The 16,015-nt window shown below is 47.0% G+C and carries 14 protein-coding genes; 13 read left to right on the top strand and 1 reads right to left on the bottom strand.

The window, feature by feature from the left end; genetic code table 11:
- Positions 1-127 precede the first annotated feature (127 nt).
- The 13 genes from rpsB to dnaX all read left to right on the top strand — a co-directional run bounded on the left by rpsB (position 128) and on the right by dnaX (position 15,345).
- Positions 128-1,336 carry a 30S ribosomal protein S2 gene (rpsB, locus tag QY318_01325; GenBank protein ID WKZ31398.1) on the top strand — a complete coding sequence of 403 codons (1,209 nt, stop codon included), beginning with the start codon at positions 128-130 and terminating at the stop codon, positions 1,334-1,336.
- 59 nt (positions 1,337-1,395) lie between these two features.
- The gene (gene tsf / locus QY318_01320) at positions 1,396-2,133 is read left to right on the top strand and encodes an elongation factor Ts (GenBank protein ID WKZ31397.1); all 738 of its coding nucleotides are present in this window, start codon (positions 1,396-1,398) and stop codon (positions 2,131-2,133) included.
- A gap of 283 nt (positions 2,134-2,416) precedes the next feature.
- Entirely contained in the window at positions 2,417-2,962 is a 546-nt protein-coding gene (gene frr / locus QY318_01315; GenBank protein WKZ31396.1) for a ribosome recycling factor, read from the top strand.
- A 42-nt stretch (positions 2,963-3,004) separates the two neighbouring features.
- Positions 3,005-4,177: a M50 family metallopeptidase gene (locus tag QY318_01310; protein WKZ31395.1), complete on the top strand. Its 1,173-nt coding sequence runs from the start codon at positions 3,005-3,007 to the stop codon at positions 4,175-4,177.
- 712 nt (positions 4,178-4,889) lie between these two features.
- On the top strand, positions 4,890-5,492 hold the full coding sequence (locus tag QY318_01305) for a hypothetical protein (protein WKZ31394.1): 603 nt from the start codon (positions 4,890-4,892) through the stop codon (positions 5,490-5,492).
- The gene (locus tag QY318_01300) at positions 5,476-5,937 is read left to right on the top strand and encodes a hypothetical protein (protein WKZ31393.1); all 462 of its coding nucleotides are present in this window, start codon (positions 5,476-5,478) and stop codon (positions 5,935-5,937) included. Before QY318_01305 ends, QY318_01300 begins: the two co-directional genes overlap by 17 nt.
- A 196-nt stretch (positions 5,938-6,133) precedes the next feature.
- A complete protein-coding gene (locus tag QY318_01295) occupies positions 6,134-8,773 on the top strand; it encodes a hypothetical protein (protein ID WKZ31392.1) in 2,640 nt (879 codons plus the stop codon).
- A gap of 79 nt (positions 8,774-8,852) precedes the next feature.
- Positions 8,853-9,062, top strand: coding sequence for a 30S ribosomal protein S21 (gene rpsU / locus QY318_01290; protein WKZ31391.1), 210 nt, complete (start codon positions 8,853-8,855; stop codon positions 9,060-9,062).
- 106 nt (positions 9,063-9,168) lie between these two features.
- A complete protein-coding gene (locus QY318_01285; protein WKZ31390.1) occupies positions 9,169-9,624 on the top strand; it encodes a GatB/YqeY domain-containing protein in 456 nt (151 codons plus the stop codon).
- Positions 9,621-10,085 carry an rRNA maturation RNase YbeY gene (ybeY, locus tag QY318_01280; protein ID WKZ31389.1) on the top strand — a complete coding sequence of 155 codons (465 nt, stop codon included), beginning with the start codon at positions 9,621-9,623 and terminating at the stop codon, positions 10,083-10,085. The genes QY318_01285 and ybeY overlap by 4 nt, the downstream gene beginning before the upstream one ends.
- Before the next feature lie 45 nt (positions 10,086-10,130).
- Positions 10,131-10,694 (top strand): aminoacyl-tRNA hydrolase, encoded by a 564-nt coding sequence (gene pth / locus QY318_01275; protein WKZ31388.1) that lies wholly within the window; start codon positions 10,131-10,133, stop codon positions 10,692-10,694.
- A 14-nt stretch (positions 10,695-10,708) separates the two neighbouring features.
- A complete protein-coding gene (locus QY318_01270; protein WKZ31387.1) occupies positions 10,709-13,216 on the top strand; it encodes a CarD family transcriptional regulator in 2,508 nt (835 codons plus the stop codon).
- A 326-nt stretch (positions 13,217-13,542) separates the two neighbouring features.
- A complete protein-coding gene (gene dnaX, locus QY318_01265; protein WKZ31386.1) occupies positions 13,543-15,345 on the top strand; it encodes a DNA polymerase III subunit gamma/tau in 1,803 nt (600 codons plus the stop codon).
- A gap of 29 nt (positions 15,346-15,374) precedes the next feature.
- Here dnaX and recR read toward each other — a convergent pair whose 3' ends face one another.
- A complete protein-coding gene (gene recR / locus QY318_01260) occupies positions 15,375-15,998 on the bottom strand; it encodes a recombination mediator RecR (protein ID WKZ31385.1) in 624 nt (207 codons plus the stop codon).
- Positions 15,999-16,015 lie beyond the last annotated feature (17 nt).

Here is a 16,015-nt window from a genome sequence, read left to right as displayed (position 1 = left end):
GTTATCATCCCGACGTAAATCTCGCATACTTCGAAAGTTTCCTGGGCATTGCCCTTCGGAGTAGGTGGCCTCAACCCGAAGCTAGAAAGCTCGGAGAGGTAGATAAATTATAGTAAGGAAATATTTTATGGCAGAAGCTAAGAAAGCAGCTCCAGTTAAAGGAGCGCAGGCAGTCCAGACAGAGGCTGCAGCACCTAAGAAAGCTAAGGTGCAAATTCCATCACTCGACGAATTTCTGAATGCGGGTGTTCATTTTGGTCATAGGACCAGCCGCTGGCATCCAAAGATGCAGCAGTATATCTATACTTCGCGAAACGGAGTGCATATCATCGACCTCGTAAAGACGATGCAGATGCTTGATACCGCACTCGAGAAGATTCAAGATGCAGTAGAAAAGGGCTCAGTGCTCTTTGTAGGTACAAAGGGTCAGGCAGCTACTTTGGTGCAGAATATCGCGATAGAGAATGGTGCGTTTTACATCAATAACAGATGGCCAGGTGGTCTTTTCACAAATTTCTCAATGATTAAGAAGAGTGTCGACAAGCTTGTATCTATGGAAGAGCAGCTTGCAGCCGGCGCACAGGGTCTAGTAAAGAAAGAGCAGCTAATGCTCGCACGTGATGTTGAAAGATTGAACAAGCTTTACAGTGGTATCAAGTTTATGGACCGTCTCCCAGAATTGGTTGTTGTAATCGACAGCAAGGTCGAGATGAACACCATCCGTGAGGCAGCAAACATGAAGATCCCTGTAGTCGCATTGATTGACACCAACTGTGATCCAGAGCTCGTAACTTACCCGATCCCAGCCAACGATGACTCGATCAAGAGCATCCGACTATTTATTGAGCTCTTTGGTAAGGCTCTAAAGGGTGGTAAGCGATCGGAAGCAGTAATCTCACTCAGGCAGTCGCATGAGGCAAAATTGCATGCATTGTCTACAGAGTTCGAGCGGGAGACGGAGAGAAAAGCTGCAATGGAGGAGCAGGATCGCGAGAAATTGAAACGAATGCGAACAGGTGAAGCAGTTCCAGAAGTAACAAAGGCTTCAGTTGTGAGAGTAGTGAAGAAAGAAGCTCCAAAGGCAGAGGTAGCTAAGGCAGAGAAGCCAAAGGTATCACCAAAAGCAGCAAAGCCAAAGAAGGCAGCTGTGAAGAAGGAGACAGAGAAAGCTTCGGCACTTGGTGACCTCGGACTGCCAGCAAGGACAGTTAAAGCCCTCGAAGCAGCAGGTTACAGCACCGCAGCAAAGATCAAGAAGCTCTCTGCTGAGCAGCTCATGGATATCAAGGGTATCGGCGAGAAAGCTGCAAAAGATATATTAAAGGCTGTTAAATAGCCAAATAAATGCCCGATCCGGTCTGGCATTTCCTAAATTAAGCTAAATAATTAAAAGAAATGGCAAAAGCAGATACGAAAGTAAAGATTGATGCAAAAGATATTATGTTTCTGCGTAATAAGACATCGGCTGGAATCGGGCTTTGTAGAGAGGCATTAGAAGTCACTGGTGGAGATATAGAAAAGGCAATCGCCTATATCAACGAGAAAAGTGATGCAGTTAGCAGGCTCCACAATATGACTGGCGCAAAGATCGGTCTTTGTAAGATCGCATTGCAAGACGCAGAGCAAGATTTTGAGAAGGCTTTGCAGATTATCAAGGAGCGAGGTTGGGAGTCTGATCCAGTCGACGACAGCAACGAGAAAGTAGGCGAGGGTGCAATCGGTGTATACCACCACGGTACAGACCGCAAGACTGTAGCTCTGGTTGAGGTGCAGTGCATCACAGATTTCGTAGCCCGAAACGAGAAATTTATCGAGCTTACAAATGAGCTTGCTAAGCAGGTGGCAGCAATGAAGCCGAAGTTTGTATCGAAGGAGTCTATCCCTGAAGATAAGGTAGCCGAGCTTCGCGAGCTTTTCACCAGAGAGGCTAAGGAAGAGGGCAAGCCGGAGAATATCCTTGAGAAAATTATTGAGGGTAAGATGGCAAAGTATTTCGAAGAGAATTGTCTAATGCAGCAGAAATGGTTCAAGGATGACTCAAAGACGATGCAGAATCTTTTCGACGAAGCGATCTCACAGATGGGCGAGGCTCTCGTCATAAAGAGGATTCTCCTCTGGGAATTTGGCAAATAGTCACCCCGCTAACTTATAGTGTGGTCCTCGATGCTCATGCAATACTGGTTGTAAAGCTCCGTTAAATCTCGAGTTCATGGTTGGGATATTGATCTGTGAGGTTCTCGTTAAACTGGCAGTCTAATCATGGTTAAGGTGTTGTGAAATGCCGCACACTATAAGTTAGCGGGGTGACTTGTTGGATCTGATATACTAGAGAAGCGAATTCGTTAGGAGTGCATTATTGAGATAATGCCTGTGGGATTAATGAATTTGCAAACTAATCTCTAGCAATATCTAATAAATGGATGAAGCGAAGCTAACTGCTGATATGGGTAAATGTGTCGATCACTTAAGGGATGATTTGGCACAGCTAAGGACAGGACGGGCAACTGTTGAGTTGCTTGAGCCAGTCAAAGTAATGGCATACGGAGCTGAAAACCCGATCAAAAGCATCGCAAATGTAGCGGTGGCAGATTCGAAGACCTTGGTCGTTCAGCCGTGGGATAAGTCCATAGTGGCAGAGATAGCCAAAGGAATCAGCGCCGCTAACCTCGGCTTCTCAGTAGTAGAAGAGGGTGATTTTGTAAGGGTTAGCCTTCCTGATCTCACAGAGGAGCGGAGAAAGGACTTGGTCAAAGTAATGAAGGAACGGGTAGAGGCCTCGAGAGTAGCAGTAAGGAGTGTAAGGCATGAATATATGGAGGCGATCGAGGATGCCGTCAAGAACGGCATGTCAGAGGATGAAGGGAAGAGGCAGAAAGAGAGCGTCGAGAAGGCCGCAAAGAAGTGCAATGACGAGATTGAGCAAGTTAGGGAGCAGAAAGAGGCCTCCTTAATGGAAGTGTAACTTTGATTCTGATAGATTGTCTCGAGTAAAGAATTCATCAATATGGAAATTTTTATAAACATCGTATTAACAATTGTTGTATTAAACCTGCTGATTTTCCTGCATGAGCTGGGGCATTTCATCGCCGCAAAGATCATGAAGGTGCGAGTTGATGAATTTGCGCTCGGTATGGGGCCAAAGGTGATAGGCAAAGAGTTCAGAGGTGTCCTGTATGCGATCCGCATGCTCCCAATCGGTGGTTTCGTCCGAATCTATGGTGAGGGTGATGAGCCGGGCAAGAGCTATACAGCCTTAAAGAAAGATCCAAGCAGCTTCCAGAGCAAGAAGTTGTGGCAGAAGATTGTGATACTTTTTGCGGGTGTTTTCATGAACTTAATGACTGCGGTGGTGATCTACTACGCTTTCCTTGGCATGTCAGGTTTTCGATTCCCATTCCCAGCGGCAGAGCTAGGCATTACACCACCATTTGGTGAGGCGCAGGTAGAGAAGCTAGGTGATCTCTCATATAGCGAGCTGATTGAAGATGGTGCTGCGGAGGAGGCTGGGTGGCCTGAGAGCGGCTATATTATCGCTGTTGGCGATGGCCATGATATGAGTCCAATCGAGTACGACTTTGAATTCCGAGAAGTGATTGCTGACAATGCAGGGGAAGAGATAGTTGTAGAGATTTGCGAATCGATAGAAGAGGATGACAGCTGTGAGCTTTACCCAACACTGGTGAGTGATGAAGGTAGGGTAGGCATACTGCTCGGCTTCAACTCGCTCCAATATATCCAGTATTACGGGTTAGAGGTGTACCTTGGTGGGTTTGTGCACTCGATAAATGTGATCTATGTCAGCATAGCCCAGATGGGGAAAATCTTCTCACAGTCTGCGGCCACCGGCGATTACTCGACTGCACTGAATGTGGTATCTGGCCCTCTCGGACTTTACTATGTGATTGATTTCATTAAAGGGCTCGGCTGGATGGGGGTTCTTGATCTTATTGCTAACCTGAGCTTGACCCTGTTTGTAATTAACCTGCTGCCGATCCCTGCGCTTGATGGGGGAAGGATTGTCTTGGCGGTTGCAGAATCGACAATGGGACGATACTTCAGCAAGAGAGTGGAGGCGTGGCTGATCAGGATAAGCTTTGTGATGATGATGCTTCTGATGCTTGCCATCATCCTTAAAGACATTATTTATATAGAAAATTTGCAGAATCTTTTCGGTTAATGTAGATTAGATGAAGGTGCGGCATATTTGTCGTACATTCGGTATGAATACCGCATTAACTTGAAGCTGGGGAATGCAAAGTGGCTGTCCGTTTCCGTCTGAGCAAGAAAGGTATGTTTATCTCCTCTAGGAGGGCTTTTTCTTCTGGCAGCTGTTGCGGGTGTGGCTATTTGGCTTATTAATAGAACCGAGCAGGTCGCTCCAGATGATAGTGCGGCTTCGATATGTTGTAACTCATTTACCTGTCCTGATGGTCGATGCGGCTGGTGCAGGACTGACTCTTACAATCCCTGTACGCCTGGTGTGAATTGTCCAGCAGGCTACACGGGAGATTGTGAATGACAGATGGAGGGAGTTTTGTGGCATGGATAACTCCTCCGGTTTCAGCAATGGCAACGAGTGTGATGCAGATCCCGGAGATTCGCTGGTGGCGCCTCGGAGAGCCTTGTTGTGATGCAGATGGCCAAGGCCACAATCGGCTCCTGGGATCACGGATGTAACACCGCCGTTACAATGTCTAGACGCCTCTGGTAACAATCAGGCAGCACCGAACGAGCAGGGTACATGTGGCTCATATCGGTGGTACGGAGTGTCAAGGAACCCCAACCTGTAACAATAACGGCTGCTCAGCTGTGAAAATAGCGAAAATTGTTCATACCAAACAGCTGAATTTAACTGCCCGTTTGATACAGATGTCCAGGGGCAGATCCCTGTGTCATGCAACGACGCAAACGGCAGCTCAGGTAGCGGTCGTGGATATTGTGTGACTATGCAGTATGATGTGACCGGCTGTCGAGGTACAAACGCTAATGTGGTGTGGATTGATGCTGATGGGACTCGCTGTAGCTCAAACGATGCCAGCCAGGCTGGCGCGAGTGACTACTTGGCATGGTGTCTCGCAAGAGATGATTTTGACGTATCAGCTTGTGTCCCTGAGCCAGATCCATACTGTGGTGATGGGACAGTAGATCCAGGGGAGGCTTGTGACCCTGAAGCTGCAAATACATGTGAGTTTGGAGCTTGCAATACGAACTGTACCTGCCCTCAAGAGCCACCTCCAAGCTGTGGAGATGGAGTAGTCGATGAAGATGAGGGTGAAGAGTGTGATATGAATGCAGGCTCATGTACATATGGTGCTTGTCAGTCTGATTGTCTCTGCCCAGATCCAAATCCTGGATGGGAGATTGAGAAAGTCGGTACGCCAAGCTGTTCCACTACAGGTGATCCATATGCAGACGTCGAGTATGTAATTGAAGTAAGTAATAACGGTACGACACAGGGTACGCTTGAGACAGTAGTTGATCAGCTTAGATGAAGCTGTGCAGCCAGATTGGATTATACAGAGCAGCATCATTCCTCCTGGAGTAGTCGATGGTAATACCATCACTTGGGAGATAAATGAGGTGTTTGAGCCAGGTGATTCTATGACTTTGAGTTATACATTGCGTGTGCCTAGGTCAGCCTTCGGACAGATTGAGAACTTGGTAACTGCAACTCCAGAGGAGGGTGAGCCTTTCACAGATGAGAGTACTGTAATGGTCTCATGCACAACTCCTGTGACAGGAATCTTCGACTCGACAAGGTCAAAGGTTGTCGCTGGAGTGCTGATGATCATAATCAGCGGTGCATACCTAGCCTTTGAGAAATTCGACATCATCTCTGTCAATGCATTGCACTCGGCAAAGGGTGGAATCAATAAGAGATATGGCAAAGAGGCGAAGGTAAGCAAGTCTCGAAAGAGATTTGAGCGAGACTGGTAGAACCACAACGCACCTTTTGTTGCGCTGACCTATAAGCCGACTACTTGGTGGTTTCAGACTTGCTGCATCGAATGTTTGCCTAACCGGACGTGGGCGGATCTATAGGTCAGCGCAACAGTTTGATTATTTCGTATAGATCATGTAATTTGATATAAGGAAATCTTAATTTCTCATTAACTGTTTTACAGAACTAGATATGGCTGTACGAATGTCCAGAGGTGCAAAGATAATAACAGGGATTGTAGGATTTCTGCTTGTAACTACAGCTGTAATTGTTGCTTTAGTCATGCTCACTGATCTAGAAGAGCAGATCGGTCTTGGTGGGTCTAGTGCAAGTTCAGAAGATTGTCCTTGTGGTGGATATAATGAGGGCTGGTGTGATGAGAACGCTTGTACTCAGAATGCGGCTTGTAGAGGAGATGATGGAGAGCCATACCCAGAAGGTGCACCTTGTAACGGCAATGTCCCAACGAATGGTGGTTGTGAAGATAGTCTCTTCCACTGCTCAAACACAGGTAGCTGTATCCCGGAAAATCAATGCCCATCAGGTGGTGGCAATCAGCAGCAATGCAACACATGTGTAGGAAGCTGTGGTCATACTGGCTGTAATGTACAGTGTGATGGAATAGACCCTCATGAATGTGGATTTTTCTCAGGAACAGATTACTGCCGCGGACAGCGTGGTGACGGTTGCAACTCAGCAATGGGCTTCGACCCAGAAGTATTCCCAACCCTTGATCCAGACGGACCGTTTATCGGCAATGGTGGCAGCAATGTTGAGGTTGGCGAAAGCGTTGACCTAAGCTATACACCAGAGGGCGGTTCAACGATCAATGTAACCACTTCGACCTGGTGCTCAACGGTACAGGCGGACAGCAATGCTCCTAACGGTGCTTATTCAATTGTATATATTGGTGATAACGGCGAGATCTGTGCAGAGGTGGATGATGGCAATGGTGGAAGGACACATAGAGATGACCAGGGCAACCCATGTGACCCAGACGAGCTAGATTGGGATTGTGATAACGATCCTCCTGAGTGTGCAAGTAGCCTTACAGCAAGCTGTGTAGGTACAAACCAGGTGCGATTCAACTGGACAAATCCAACGACCACTCCGGTTAGCCAGATCTTGAGACTAAATAGCGATCCTACAAATGAATTCCAGTGCATGGGTGTTGGTCCAGAGCATCTAGCCGATCCAAGTCTCCCAAGATATGTAGGTTGTCAGACAGTTATGTGTTACAACCCAAGTACTGACCAGGAAGCAGCGGCAATCGCAAACTCAAGCGCCCCTAACGGCTATACATGCCAGGGTGTCTCAGTATGTCCAAACGGCAACACCAGCTGTGTAGTTGGCTGTCCTGTCGGATGGGCTTGTGTAGCCAATAGGTACTGTCTAGCAAATACCTCATGTGAGCTGTACGACCAATATCTGGTATCTCAGGGTACTCAGGTGGGCTCAAATCCAGCAACAAGAAGCCATACAGTCACAATACAGCCAGGTGAGACCTATCAATGGTCAATCCAGGATCAGGCGAATGGATGTCGAGTAGATGTTGGTAACTTTACCTGTGGCCAGGGTACACCACAAGAGGATGAGGCAACCGCAACAGGACGAGTATATTGTCAGGATACAGGATCGTCGACTACATATCCTGTAGCTGGGGTCACAGTCAGGGCACGTGTATGTCCTCCCGATGAAGCATGTACAAACGTAAATGTAACAACTGATGCCAACGGTAACTATACAATTGATGTACCAACTGCTGAGGATGAGGAGTTTAACGTAGATGCCTCGATAACAAATCTACCAACAGGAACTCTCTCCACAGGACAGCCGTTCTCAAGTATGAACCCAAATTCAACTACCCCTGCAACTGGTGACAATTTCGCCGTAAATTGTAACAGTGGCACTGAATGTACAGATACAGGTGAGGTGTGTGGTCCAAATGATTCAGTCGGTGGTAGCGGTACTTACTCTAGCTGCGGTGTTGCTGCTGGTACCGAGGTAGGCGGTCTAGACTTTAGATTTACTAACTGTGCAGCCCCAACACAGAACGAGTGTATGGAGGAATGCTCGACTGATAATGACTGTGCTGGTGATCTGATCTGCTCTGGCGGAATGTGTGTCAACGACGCATGTAGTGTTGATGACCAGGATGAACAGTGTCTATGTGAGACAGAGAATCCAGACTGGAATATGGCCAAGAACCACGATATCACATGTGAAGCAGACGGGACAGCTTCATCAGCAGTTGTGAACTATACTATCACGGTAAGCAATACAGGCGATGGTGAGGGAGTATTGGAGCAGGTAATTGACACACTTGATCCTGATGTAGATATGTCATGGGTAGACGCTAGCTCGATTACCCCAAGCTACGGTACTATAGTAGGTCAGACAATTGTGTGGGAGATCCCATTGGCTGAGCAGACCTTTGATCCAGGTGAGACCCGAGAATTTACCTATACAGTTGTATTCCCTGAGCAGTACTATGCAACTTACGATAATAATGTAGAGGCATTCCCTGGAGATGGTGGTGGCGGTGATGATACCGTGTTCACAGCAGAGGATACAGTGGATGTTACTGGTATATTCTGTCCTGAGACAGGCACGCCTACAGACCCAGATCTACCTGATACAGCAATCATTAGCCCAAGTGCTGCAGTGAAAGTACTTATCGGATTGGTAATTGTGGTAGGTAGTGTGGCTTACCTTAGGTCAGATAGATATGATGTGTGGTTCCTGAGATTAATGAGCAAGGATGAGAGACTTGACTACACCAAGGAGAAATTTGAGAAGGGTGTAGAAAAGAAGCGAAAGGGTGGCAAATAAAGCCCTTGGTCACTTGTTTCCCTGGTAACCGGGTGTTATAATCACACCGTTTTAAGATATAAGCTTGTTGGAAAGCAGAATGGCTGTTATCGTACACTCAAACGAAAATGTTGATAGCGCACTGAAAAGATTGCACAGAGAGGTATTGCGAGAGAAGATTCTCGAGACCTACCGTGACCGCGTATACTTCGTAAAGAAGTCTCAGCTTGCAGCAGATAAGAGGCGAGAATGGGCTAAGATGAAGCGCCGAAGAAGAAGCGCAGCCCGCCGAGCTAGGTCAAAGAGATAGGCCGATTTTGGCTGGATTTTGTAATTTTGAGAGCTGTGAATTTGCCTTTTTCAGGGTGTAGGATTACTATTTATTGAGTGCGAGCTAAATTGAGCAGGTTCCAAACATGGCTTCAGGGATAATCGACCAGTTAAGGACAGATACATTTCAAGCAGTGAAGGATGGAGATGAGATGAAGGCAGGAATTGCCCGTCTCGCTATGGCGGCAGTTAAGAATGCGGAGATTGAGAAAGGCTCGGAGTTCACCGATGAAGAGGTGCAGAATGTCCTGCGGAAAGAGGCAAAGAAGCTCTCGGATTCGATTGAGCAGTTTAATGCCGCTGGGCGGGAGGAGTTAGTCTCAGCGACCCAGGGTCAGCTTGATTATCTGAATAGTTTCTTGCCAGCAATGATGAGCGAAGAGGAGGTCGGTGCGGTTGTTGATGCTGTTATCAAAGAGAGCGGAGCCGCTGGGCCTCAAGATATGGGGAGGGTGATGGGTCAGGCAATGGGCAGGCTGAAAGGTCAGGCCGATGGTGGTGTAGTAAAAAGTGTAGTTGAGCAGAAATTGGCAGCATTATGAAATTTGAGATACTTGGATTGGCAAAAGATCAGCTTGAAAGTAGCTTCGGAGTGAAAGAAGAGCAGTTCGCTAAAATGCTCTCTGAAGTAGTTGAGAGCAAATTCGCCAAACAGAAAAATTTGGTAAATATTGTCTTCGTAGATGAAGAGGAGATGCAGCGGATAAATAGGGAGAACAGAGACACGGACAGTAGCACTGATGTGCTTGCGTTCAATATGCCAGAGGGAAGCGATGTCTTTGGCGAAGTGTATATCTCGCTTGAGGATGTAAGGAAAAATGTAGTTGATAATGGTGTCTCTTCGGTGAAGGAGGAGTGTATCAGGATGATTATGCATGGCATCCTGCATCTTTTTGGATATCAGCATGAGGATTATTTTGACGAGAATCGCGACGATCTTGAAATAATGTATAGAATGCAGGAAGATATGTTGGGTGAGTTCATGGAGAAATTACCCAAATAGTATAAAGTGGCTTTGCTGCCTGAAATAAGTTGTTGATTATTGAGCATGCTTCTAATTGTAGGATTGGGCAACCCAGGATCTAAATATGAAAATACGCCGCACAACGCCGGCTATCTTTTCTTGGATCAGCTGAGGGAATTCCTCGGGTGGGACACACTCTATTCTGTAGGAGATTGGGAAGAAGATAAGATGTTTGAGAGCCAGATCTGTAAGGCACGTGTCGGCGGAGAGACAAAGGTGATGCTGGTAAAGCCTCTTACATTCATGAATGCGTCTGGGCGAGCAGTGAGCAAGATAGTTAAGAAATTTGAGGTGAGAGTCTCAAGCGGCTTGGTGGTTGTACATGATGACCTAGATATCAAGCTCGGACAGTATAAGCTCCAAAGGGCAAAAAGCCCCAAAGCTCATAACGGAATCACAAGCGTCGAGCTATCTCTCGGCACAAACGACTTCCTCCGACTCAGAATCGGTGTCGAAAACCGTAGTGAAAACAATCGGATCCCCGGCGAAGATTATGTACTTAACAAGATGAGCCAGGAAGAGCTCGACACCCTGAAAGAGATCGGCACTGACGCCACGAAGAGTCTAAGAACCCTCGTTGAATTCTAGCTTCCTTTTCACATATGCTTGACCATTCAATTTTCAAAAACGAGCTTGATAATATCCAGCCTGTAGAGGGCCGAGCCAATGATAAGCAGCTCGTGCTGGTCACTGGCTTGCCTAAATTTCTCAACCAGGTAGGTGCAAATCTACTTGCCTCACATTATGGTCAGCGAGTTGAACTAGTCCAAATTGCCGACAAAGAGTCACTCGAGGAGCTTATGGAGAATATCGATAAGCTAAAGGTCGATTCGGTTAAGATAGCTGTTGGAAAAGAGCTACAGTTAGCCGAGAGACTGGTATCTTACAACTATATGCGAGTCAGTCGAGTCTGGGAGCCTGGAGAATTCTCACTATTTGGCGATGTGGTTATATGCTGGCCCAAAGATGGATCTCATCCAGTGAGGGTGAGTTATTTCGGCAATGAGGTCGAGTCGATATCGTTGCTCGATCCTGTGACCCGGAAGAAGAGCGAGGAGTTGAAGAGCTTCGAACTGATAAATAATGAGAGTGGGCTGTCGTTTGCTTCTGTAATTATCGGGGAGTCTTTGGTATCGGACAAAGAAAAGGCAAATATCCAGCCGCCTATATTTGTCGTGATTGAGAGCCTCTCGAATATTGAGAGGGGAGAGATACGACTACCTTCGATCGATATAGGATTTAGGCAGCTGCCAATTAAGGAGATCTACAAGAACAACGCAGAGGTAATTGGGAAATTATTAAACAAATATATTGCTGACGGGTATAAGGTGGATCTCATAGTTAATGGAAAGTCGGAAGAGGGCAGGCTGCCTGAAGAGCTGAAGAAAGTCGGCAATGTAGTATATAGCCGCACATTGCCTTTCACCACATCGAAAGGGTTTATATCTTCTCTCAACAAAGAGCTATATGTGACACCTTTTGAGCTATTTGGGAGCATCGATACGCAGAAATTTGCTAAGCTGGCTGGGCGATCTAAGAGCAGCGTGAATACGAGTGATGAGTTTTTGCGCAACTTGCTGCCTGGAGATTTTGTGGTGCATGAGGATCATGGAATCGGTGAGTATGTGGGAATCGTTGATAGGGGCGAGGAGCTGTTTGTGCTGGTTAAATATGCAGGGAAGGATAGGCTCTATGTGCCGCTAGATCAAATCTCCCGGCTCACACGATATCTAGGGACAGGTAGGCGAGTACCTAAGCTTACGACTCTTAACAGTGGAGCCTGGAGAAGGGTGAAACATAAGGTTGAGGAGGATGCCGAGAAATTGGCAAGGCACCTGCTCAGAATCTATGCACTGAGGAAGATGAATAAGGATAAGGGAATAATAGTAGACAGTGGTAGCAGGGATGTCGAGAAGTTTATCGACGCATTTCAGTTTACGGATACAGATGATCAAAGTGCGGCTACAGAAGAGATAATGAGTGACCTATATAGTGGTGTACCGATGGATAGGCTAATCGTAGGGGATGTCGGCTTCGGCAAGACAGAGGTGGCAATGAGGGCAATGTTTGCTGCAGTAGACTCGGGACACCAAGTAGCATTCCTGGCACCTACGACGATACTCGTTGAGCAGCATCTTGCCGTGCTAAGGGAACGATTTAAAGATTTTGACGTTAGCATTGCCTCTATATCGCGCTTCCTTGGGAAAGGAGAGGTGCAGGAGGTTATAGATGGAGTGGCAAAGGGTGAGGTGCAAATTGTTGTGGGTACTCATTCTCTCCTGAGCGACCAGGTGAAATTTAATAAACTTGGGCTTGTAGTGATCGATGAGGAACAGAAATTTGGTGTTAAGCATAAGGAGAAGCTAAAAGCGCATAGAGTAGATGTACATGTGCTCTCAATGAGCGCTACTCCGATACCGCGCACGCTCAATATGGCTCTCTCCGGTATTCGTGATATTAGCGTAATCTCAACACCACCATCAGGTAGGAAGCCAATTCGTAATCACTTTGCCAAATTTTCATGGAGTCTAGTGGAGAAAGCTGTAAAGGGCGAGGTAGATAGAGGTGGTCAGGTATACTTTCTGCACAACAATGTGAAAAATATGGCTTCTATCAAAGCTCAGATGGCTGAGAAGCTTGGACCGAAGATAAAGATTGAGATGGCGCATGGGCAGATGGATGACGATATGCTGGGAATGGTGATGCGAGAGTTTGCGGCAGGAGATATAGATGTGCTGGTTTGCAGTACGATTATTGAGAACGGTATCGACCTCCCTAATGTAAATTGTCTCATCGTCAACGACGCCGAGAACTTCGGACTCTCACAGCTCTATCAGATCCGTGGTCGAATAGGGCGCTCCGATAAGCAAGCTTACGCTTATTTCACATATAAGAATCTCCGTGGTGATGCAGGCAATCGCCTCGATGCTTTGTCTGAATCTGAAGAGCTGGGCTCTGGGTTGCTTCTCGCAAATCGAGATCTCGAAATACGAGGCGCTGGAAATGTGCTCGGACGAGAACAGTCGGGCTCAATCGATACTGTTGGGTATGGATTGTTCATGAAAATGCTTGAGGACAAGATCGAAGAGATGCGCGCTAAGCCAGCTTAAGCTGTGGAACATGGAAGTGGGTTTCACAAATCCATGTTCAAATTATTTGCACGATGGCAGCTGGCGTATTATCAGAACAGTTTGTTCAGGCAGGTGGAAGTAACTATTAGCCTCTAGTGTGCTGTGGCCGCGATCTCTGTGAATTTGCCTTCAACTATTCCAATGCTCTTGTTTAAAATCCCTCTGAGAAAGCATTAATCAGCTGTAGAGTGGGGGCTGTTTTAATTAGAGCTTTGTTAAATGCGAATATACCCCTAGGGAAGGGCAACTATATCACCTCACTACATTTGTTTGCTCTCTGAAATATTTGAAACTATGATGGCCATATGGCAGACGTCCTTTACCGAAAATATAGATCACAAACCTTCGACAGCCTTCTGGGTCAAGAACATATTACCCGAATATTGAAAAATGCTGTGCTGACAGATAGTTTGTCGCATGCCTATCTCTTTGTTGGGTCACGTGGCACGGGAAAAACAAGCACCGCTCGCATACTTGCCAAGGCAATTAATTGTGAAAAGCTCACCAAAGAGGGCAATCCATGCAATGAGTGTAATGCCTGCAAGTCAATCACCTCTGGCACATTTCTTGATCTGATAGAAGTAGATGCCGCATCTAATCGAGGTATTGACCAGATTCGCGATCTCAAAGAGAAGATCGAATTCTCCCCAACCGAGGGAAAGTACAAGATCTACATCATCGATGAGGTTCATATGCTTACTACTGAGGCGTTCAACGCACTTCTGAAAACGCTTGAGGAGCCGCCAGAGCATGTGATCTTTATGCTGGCTACTACCGATGTTCATAAGCTTCCAGCGACAATTCTTTCGAGGTGTCAGCGATATGATTTCCGCTTGGGCACAGAGAAAGATGTTGAGCAGCTTATCCTAAATGTGGCTGGCGATGAGGGTGTCACACTCTCAGAGGGTGCGCTTAGGCTGCTAATTGAGAATTCTAGGGGAAGCTATAGAGATGCCCTCTCACTGCTTGACGTGGTTGTAAGCGGACAAGCGGCAAGCGATAAGCCCGACGAGGTGAGTGAGAATGAGGTACGCCTCATTCTTGGTGTTCCAGATTCTACTATGGTCTACTACCTGCTTGAAAATCTGGTCAATCGCGACCCGGAGAAGGCACTAAACCTGATCGACGAGCTAGATGTTAAAGGTGTTGATCTACAGCAATTTGTCCGCTACGTGCTTAATTCCCTGAGGCAGATCTTGGTCGATAAGATGCGCAGCCGTGAAGAGCAGAGCGAGTACGGTTTCATCAAGCAGATGAGCAAGCGAGATGTGATAAAGATGATCAATCTCTTCCTTGATGCCGATCGTAAACTGCGCTCAGCTCATTTGCCAAAGCTGATCATCGAGGTTGTAGTTGCAGAGATCTGTTTCGATGATGGAAGTGGTGCGGTTTCTGGCAGCGATAGGCAGGGTGGTGGCAACTCCGCTAGCCCTAAGAAAGAATCCAGCTCTAGCAAGGATAGTGAGAAGCCTGTAGAAAAGCCTGCGGCCAAGTCGGGTGAGAAGAAGGCGAAAGCAGTTGCAGAAAGTAAGAGCGAAGTCGCAGAGGTGAGTCAGTCGAAGGAAGGCGAGAAGGTCGTAAGCAAGGACAGTGGTAAGGATAATGCCGAGTCAAAGGCAGCAAAAAAGAGTGAAACCGCAGTAGTCGATCCAGTTTCACAGGCAGAAACGAAGGGAGGCAATGCTGATCTCTCCATGAAAGATGTCGAATCAAAGTGGGGCGAGATTATCAACCGACTACAGCAGCACAACGGCCACCTATATGCATTCTTGAAAGCGAGCAAGCTGCAGGGATTGGAGAAGGGCACGGTAAATATCGAGGTGCCTTTTGAGTTTCACAAAGATAGAATTGAGTCACCAAAGAGCCGAGAGATCATCTCTTCGGTATTCGCTGATGTATTTGGTGGAGTATTGGCATATAGGTGCGTGGTAAACGAGTCGGCACAGACAAAGCGACCGGTTGCAGCTGATGTGATCCTGAAGAGCATCCCAAAGCCAGAGCCAAAGGATGCGAAGAAGGCAGATGGAGCAAAGTCTGAAGGTGGTAATGGTGACCAGAAACCAAGGAAGATGAATAAGAAGATAGAGGCAATATTTGCTGGCCTATAGAGGTGTGGGGCGCTACGCTGTGAGCAAAGCTACATGTTTCTCCTGCCCTCGAGGGCTCTCTTGAGTGTTAACCTATCCGCATACTCCAAGTCAGCACCGGTAGGAAGCCCAGTCGCAAGTCTGGTAATCTTCACCTTCTCCTCAGAGATAAGCTTCTGCAGTACCTCTTGTATATGGTTTGCCGTTGCTTCGCCCTCAAGGCTTGGGTTCGTAGCCACGATGATCTCGATACTCTCGTTTTCACTGACTAGCTGATTGACGCGCTGCTGTAGCTCTTTGAAGCGTAGCTCGTCTGGTCCAATACCGTCAGCCGGGGAGATTACACCACCAATTACGAAATATAGGCCGTTAAATATGGCTGAGCTTTCAAAGGCGACCACATCTAGCGGCTCCTCAACAATGCAAAGCTTATTCTGCTCTCTTAGGCTATTTGAGCAGATGTCGCACACCTCTTTCTCCGCCACGTTGTAGCACTTTGAGCAATTAACCACCTTCTCATCCATCTCTTTCAATGCATCTGCCAGCCGTACGGCGTCTTGGTTGCTTGATCGGATGTAGTGGTAGGCCATCCGTGCGGCAGACTTGGCACCTACACCTGGTAGGCGCTCAAACTCTTCAATCACCTTTTGTACTGATTTCGGAAGATAGGACACAATGATTGTGTGCTAAT

Source organism: Candidatus Dojkabacteria bacterium (assembly GCA_030583845.1).
GTDB lineage: Bacteria > Patescibacteriota > Dojkabacteria > SC72 > JAHDCA01.
The sequence above is the reverse complement of the archived record's forward strand: the minus strand, read 5'-3'. Positions and strand labels throughout refer to the sequence as shown.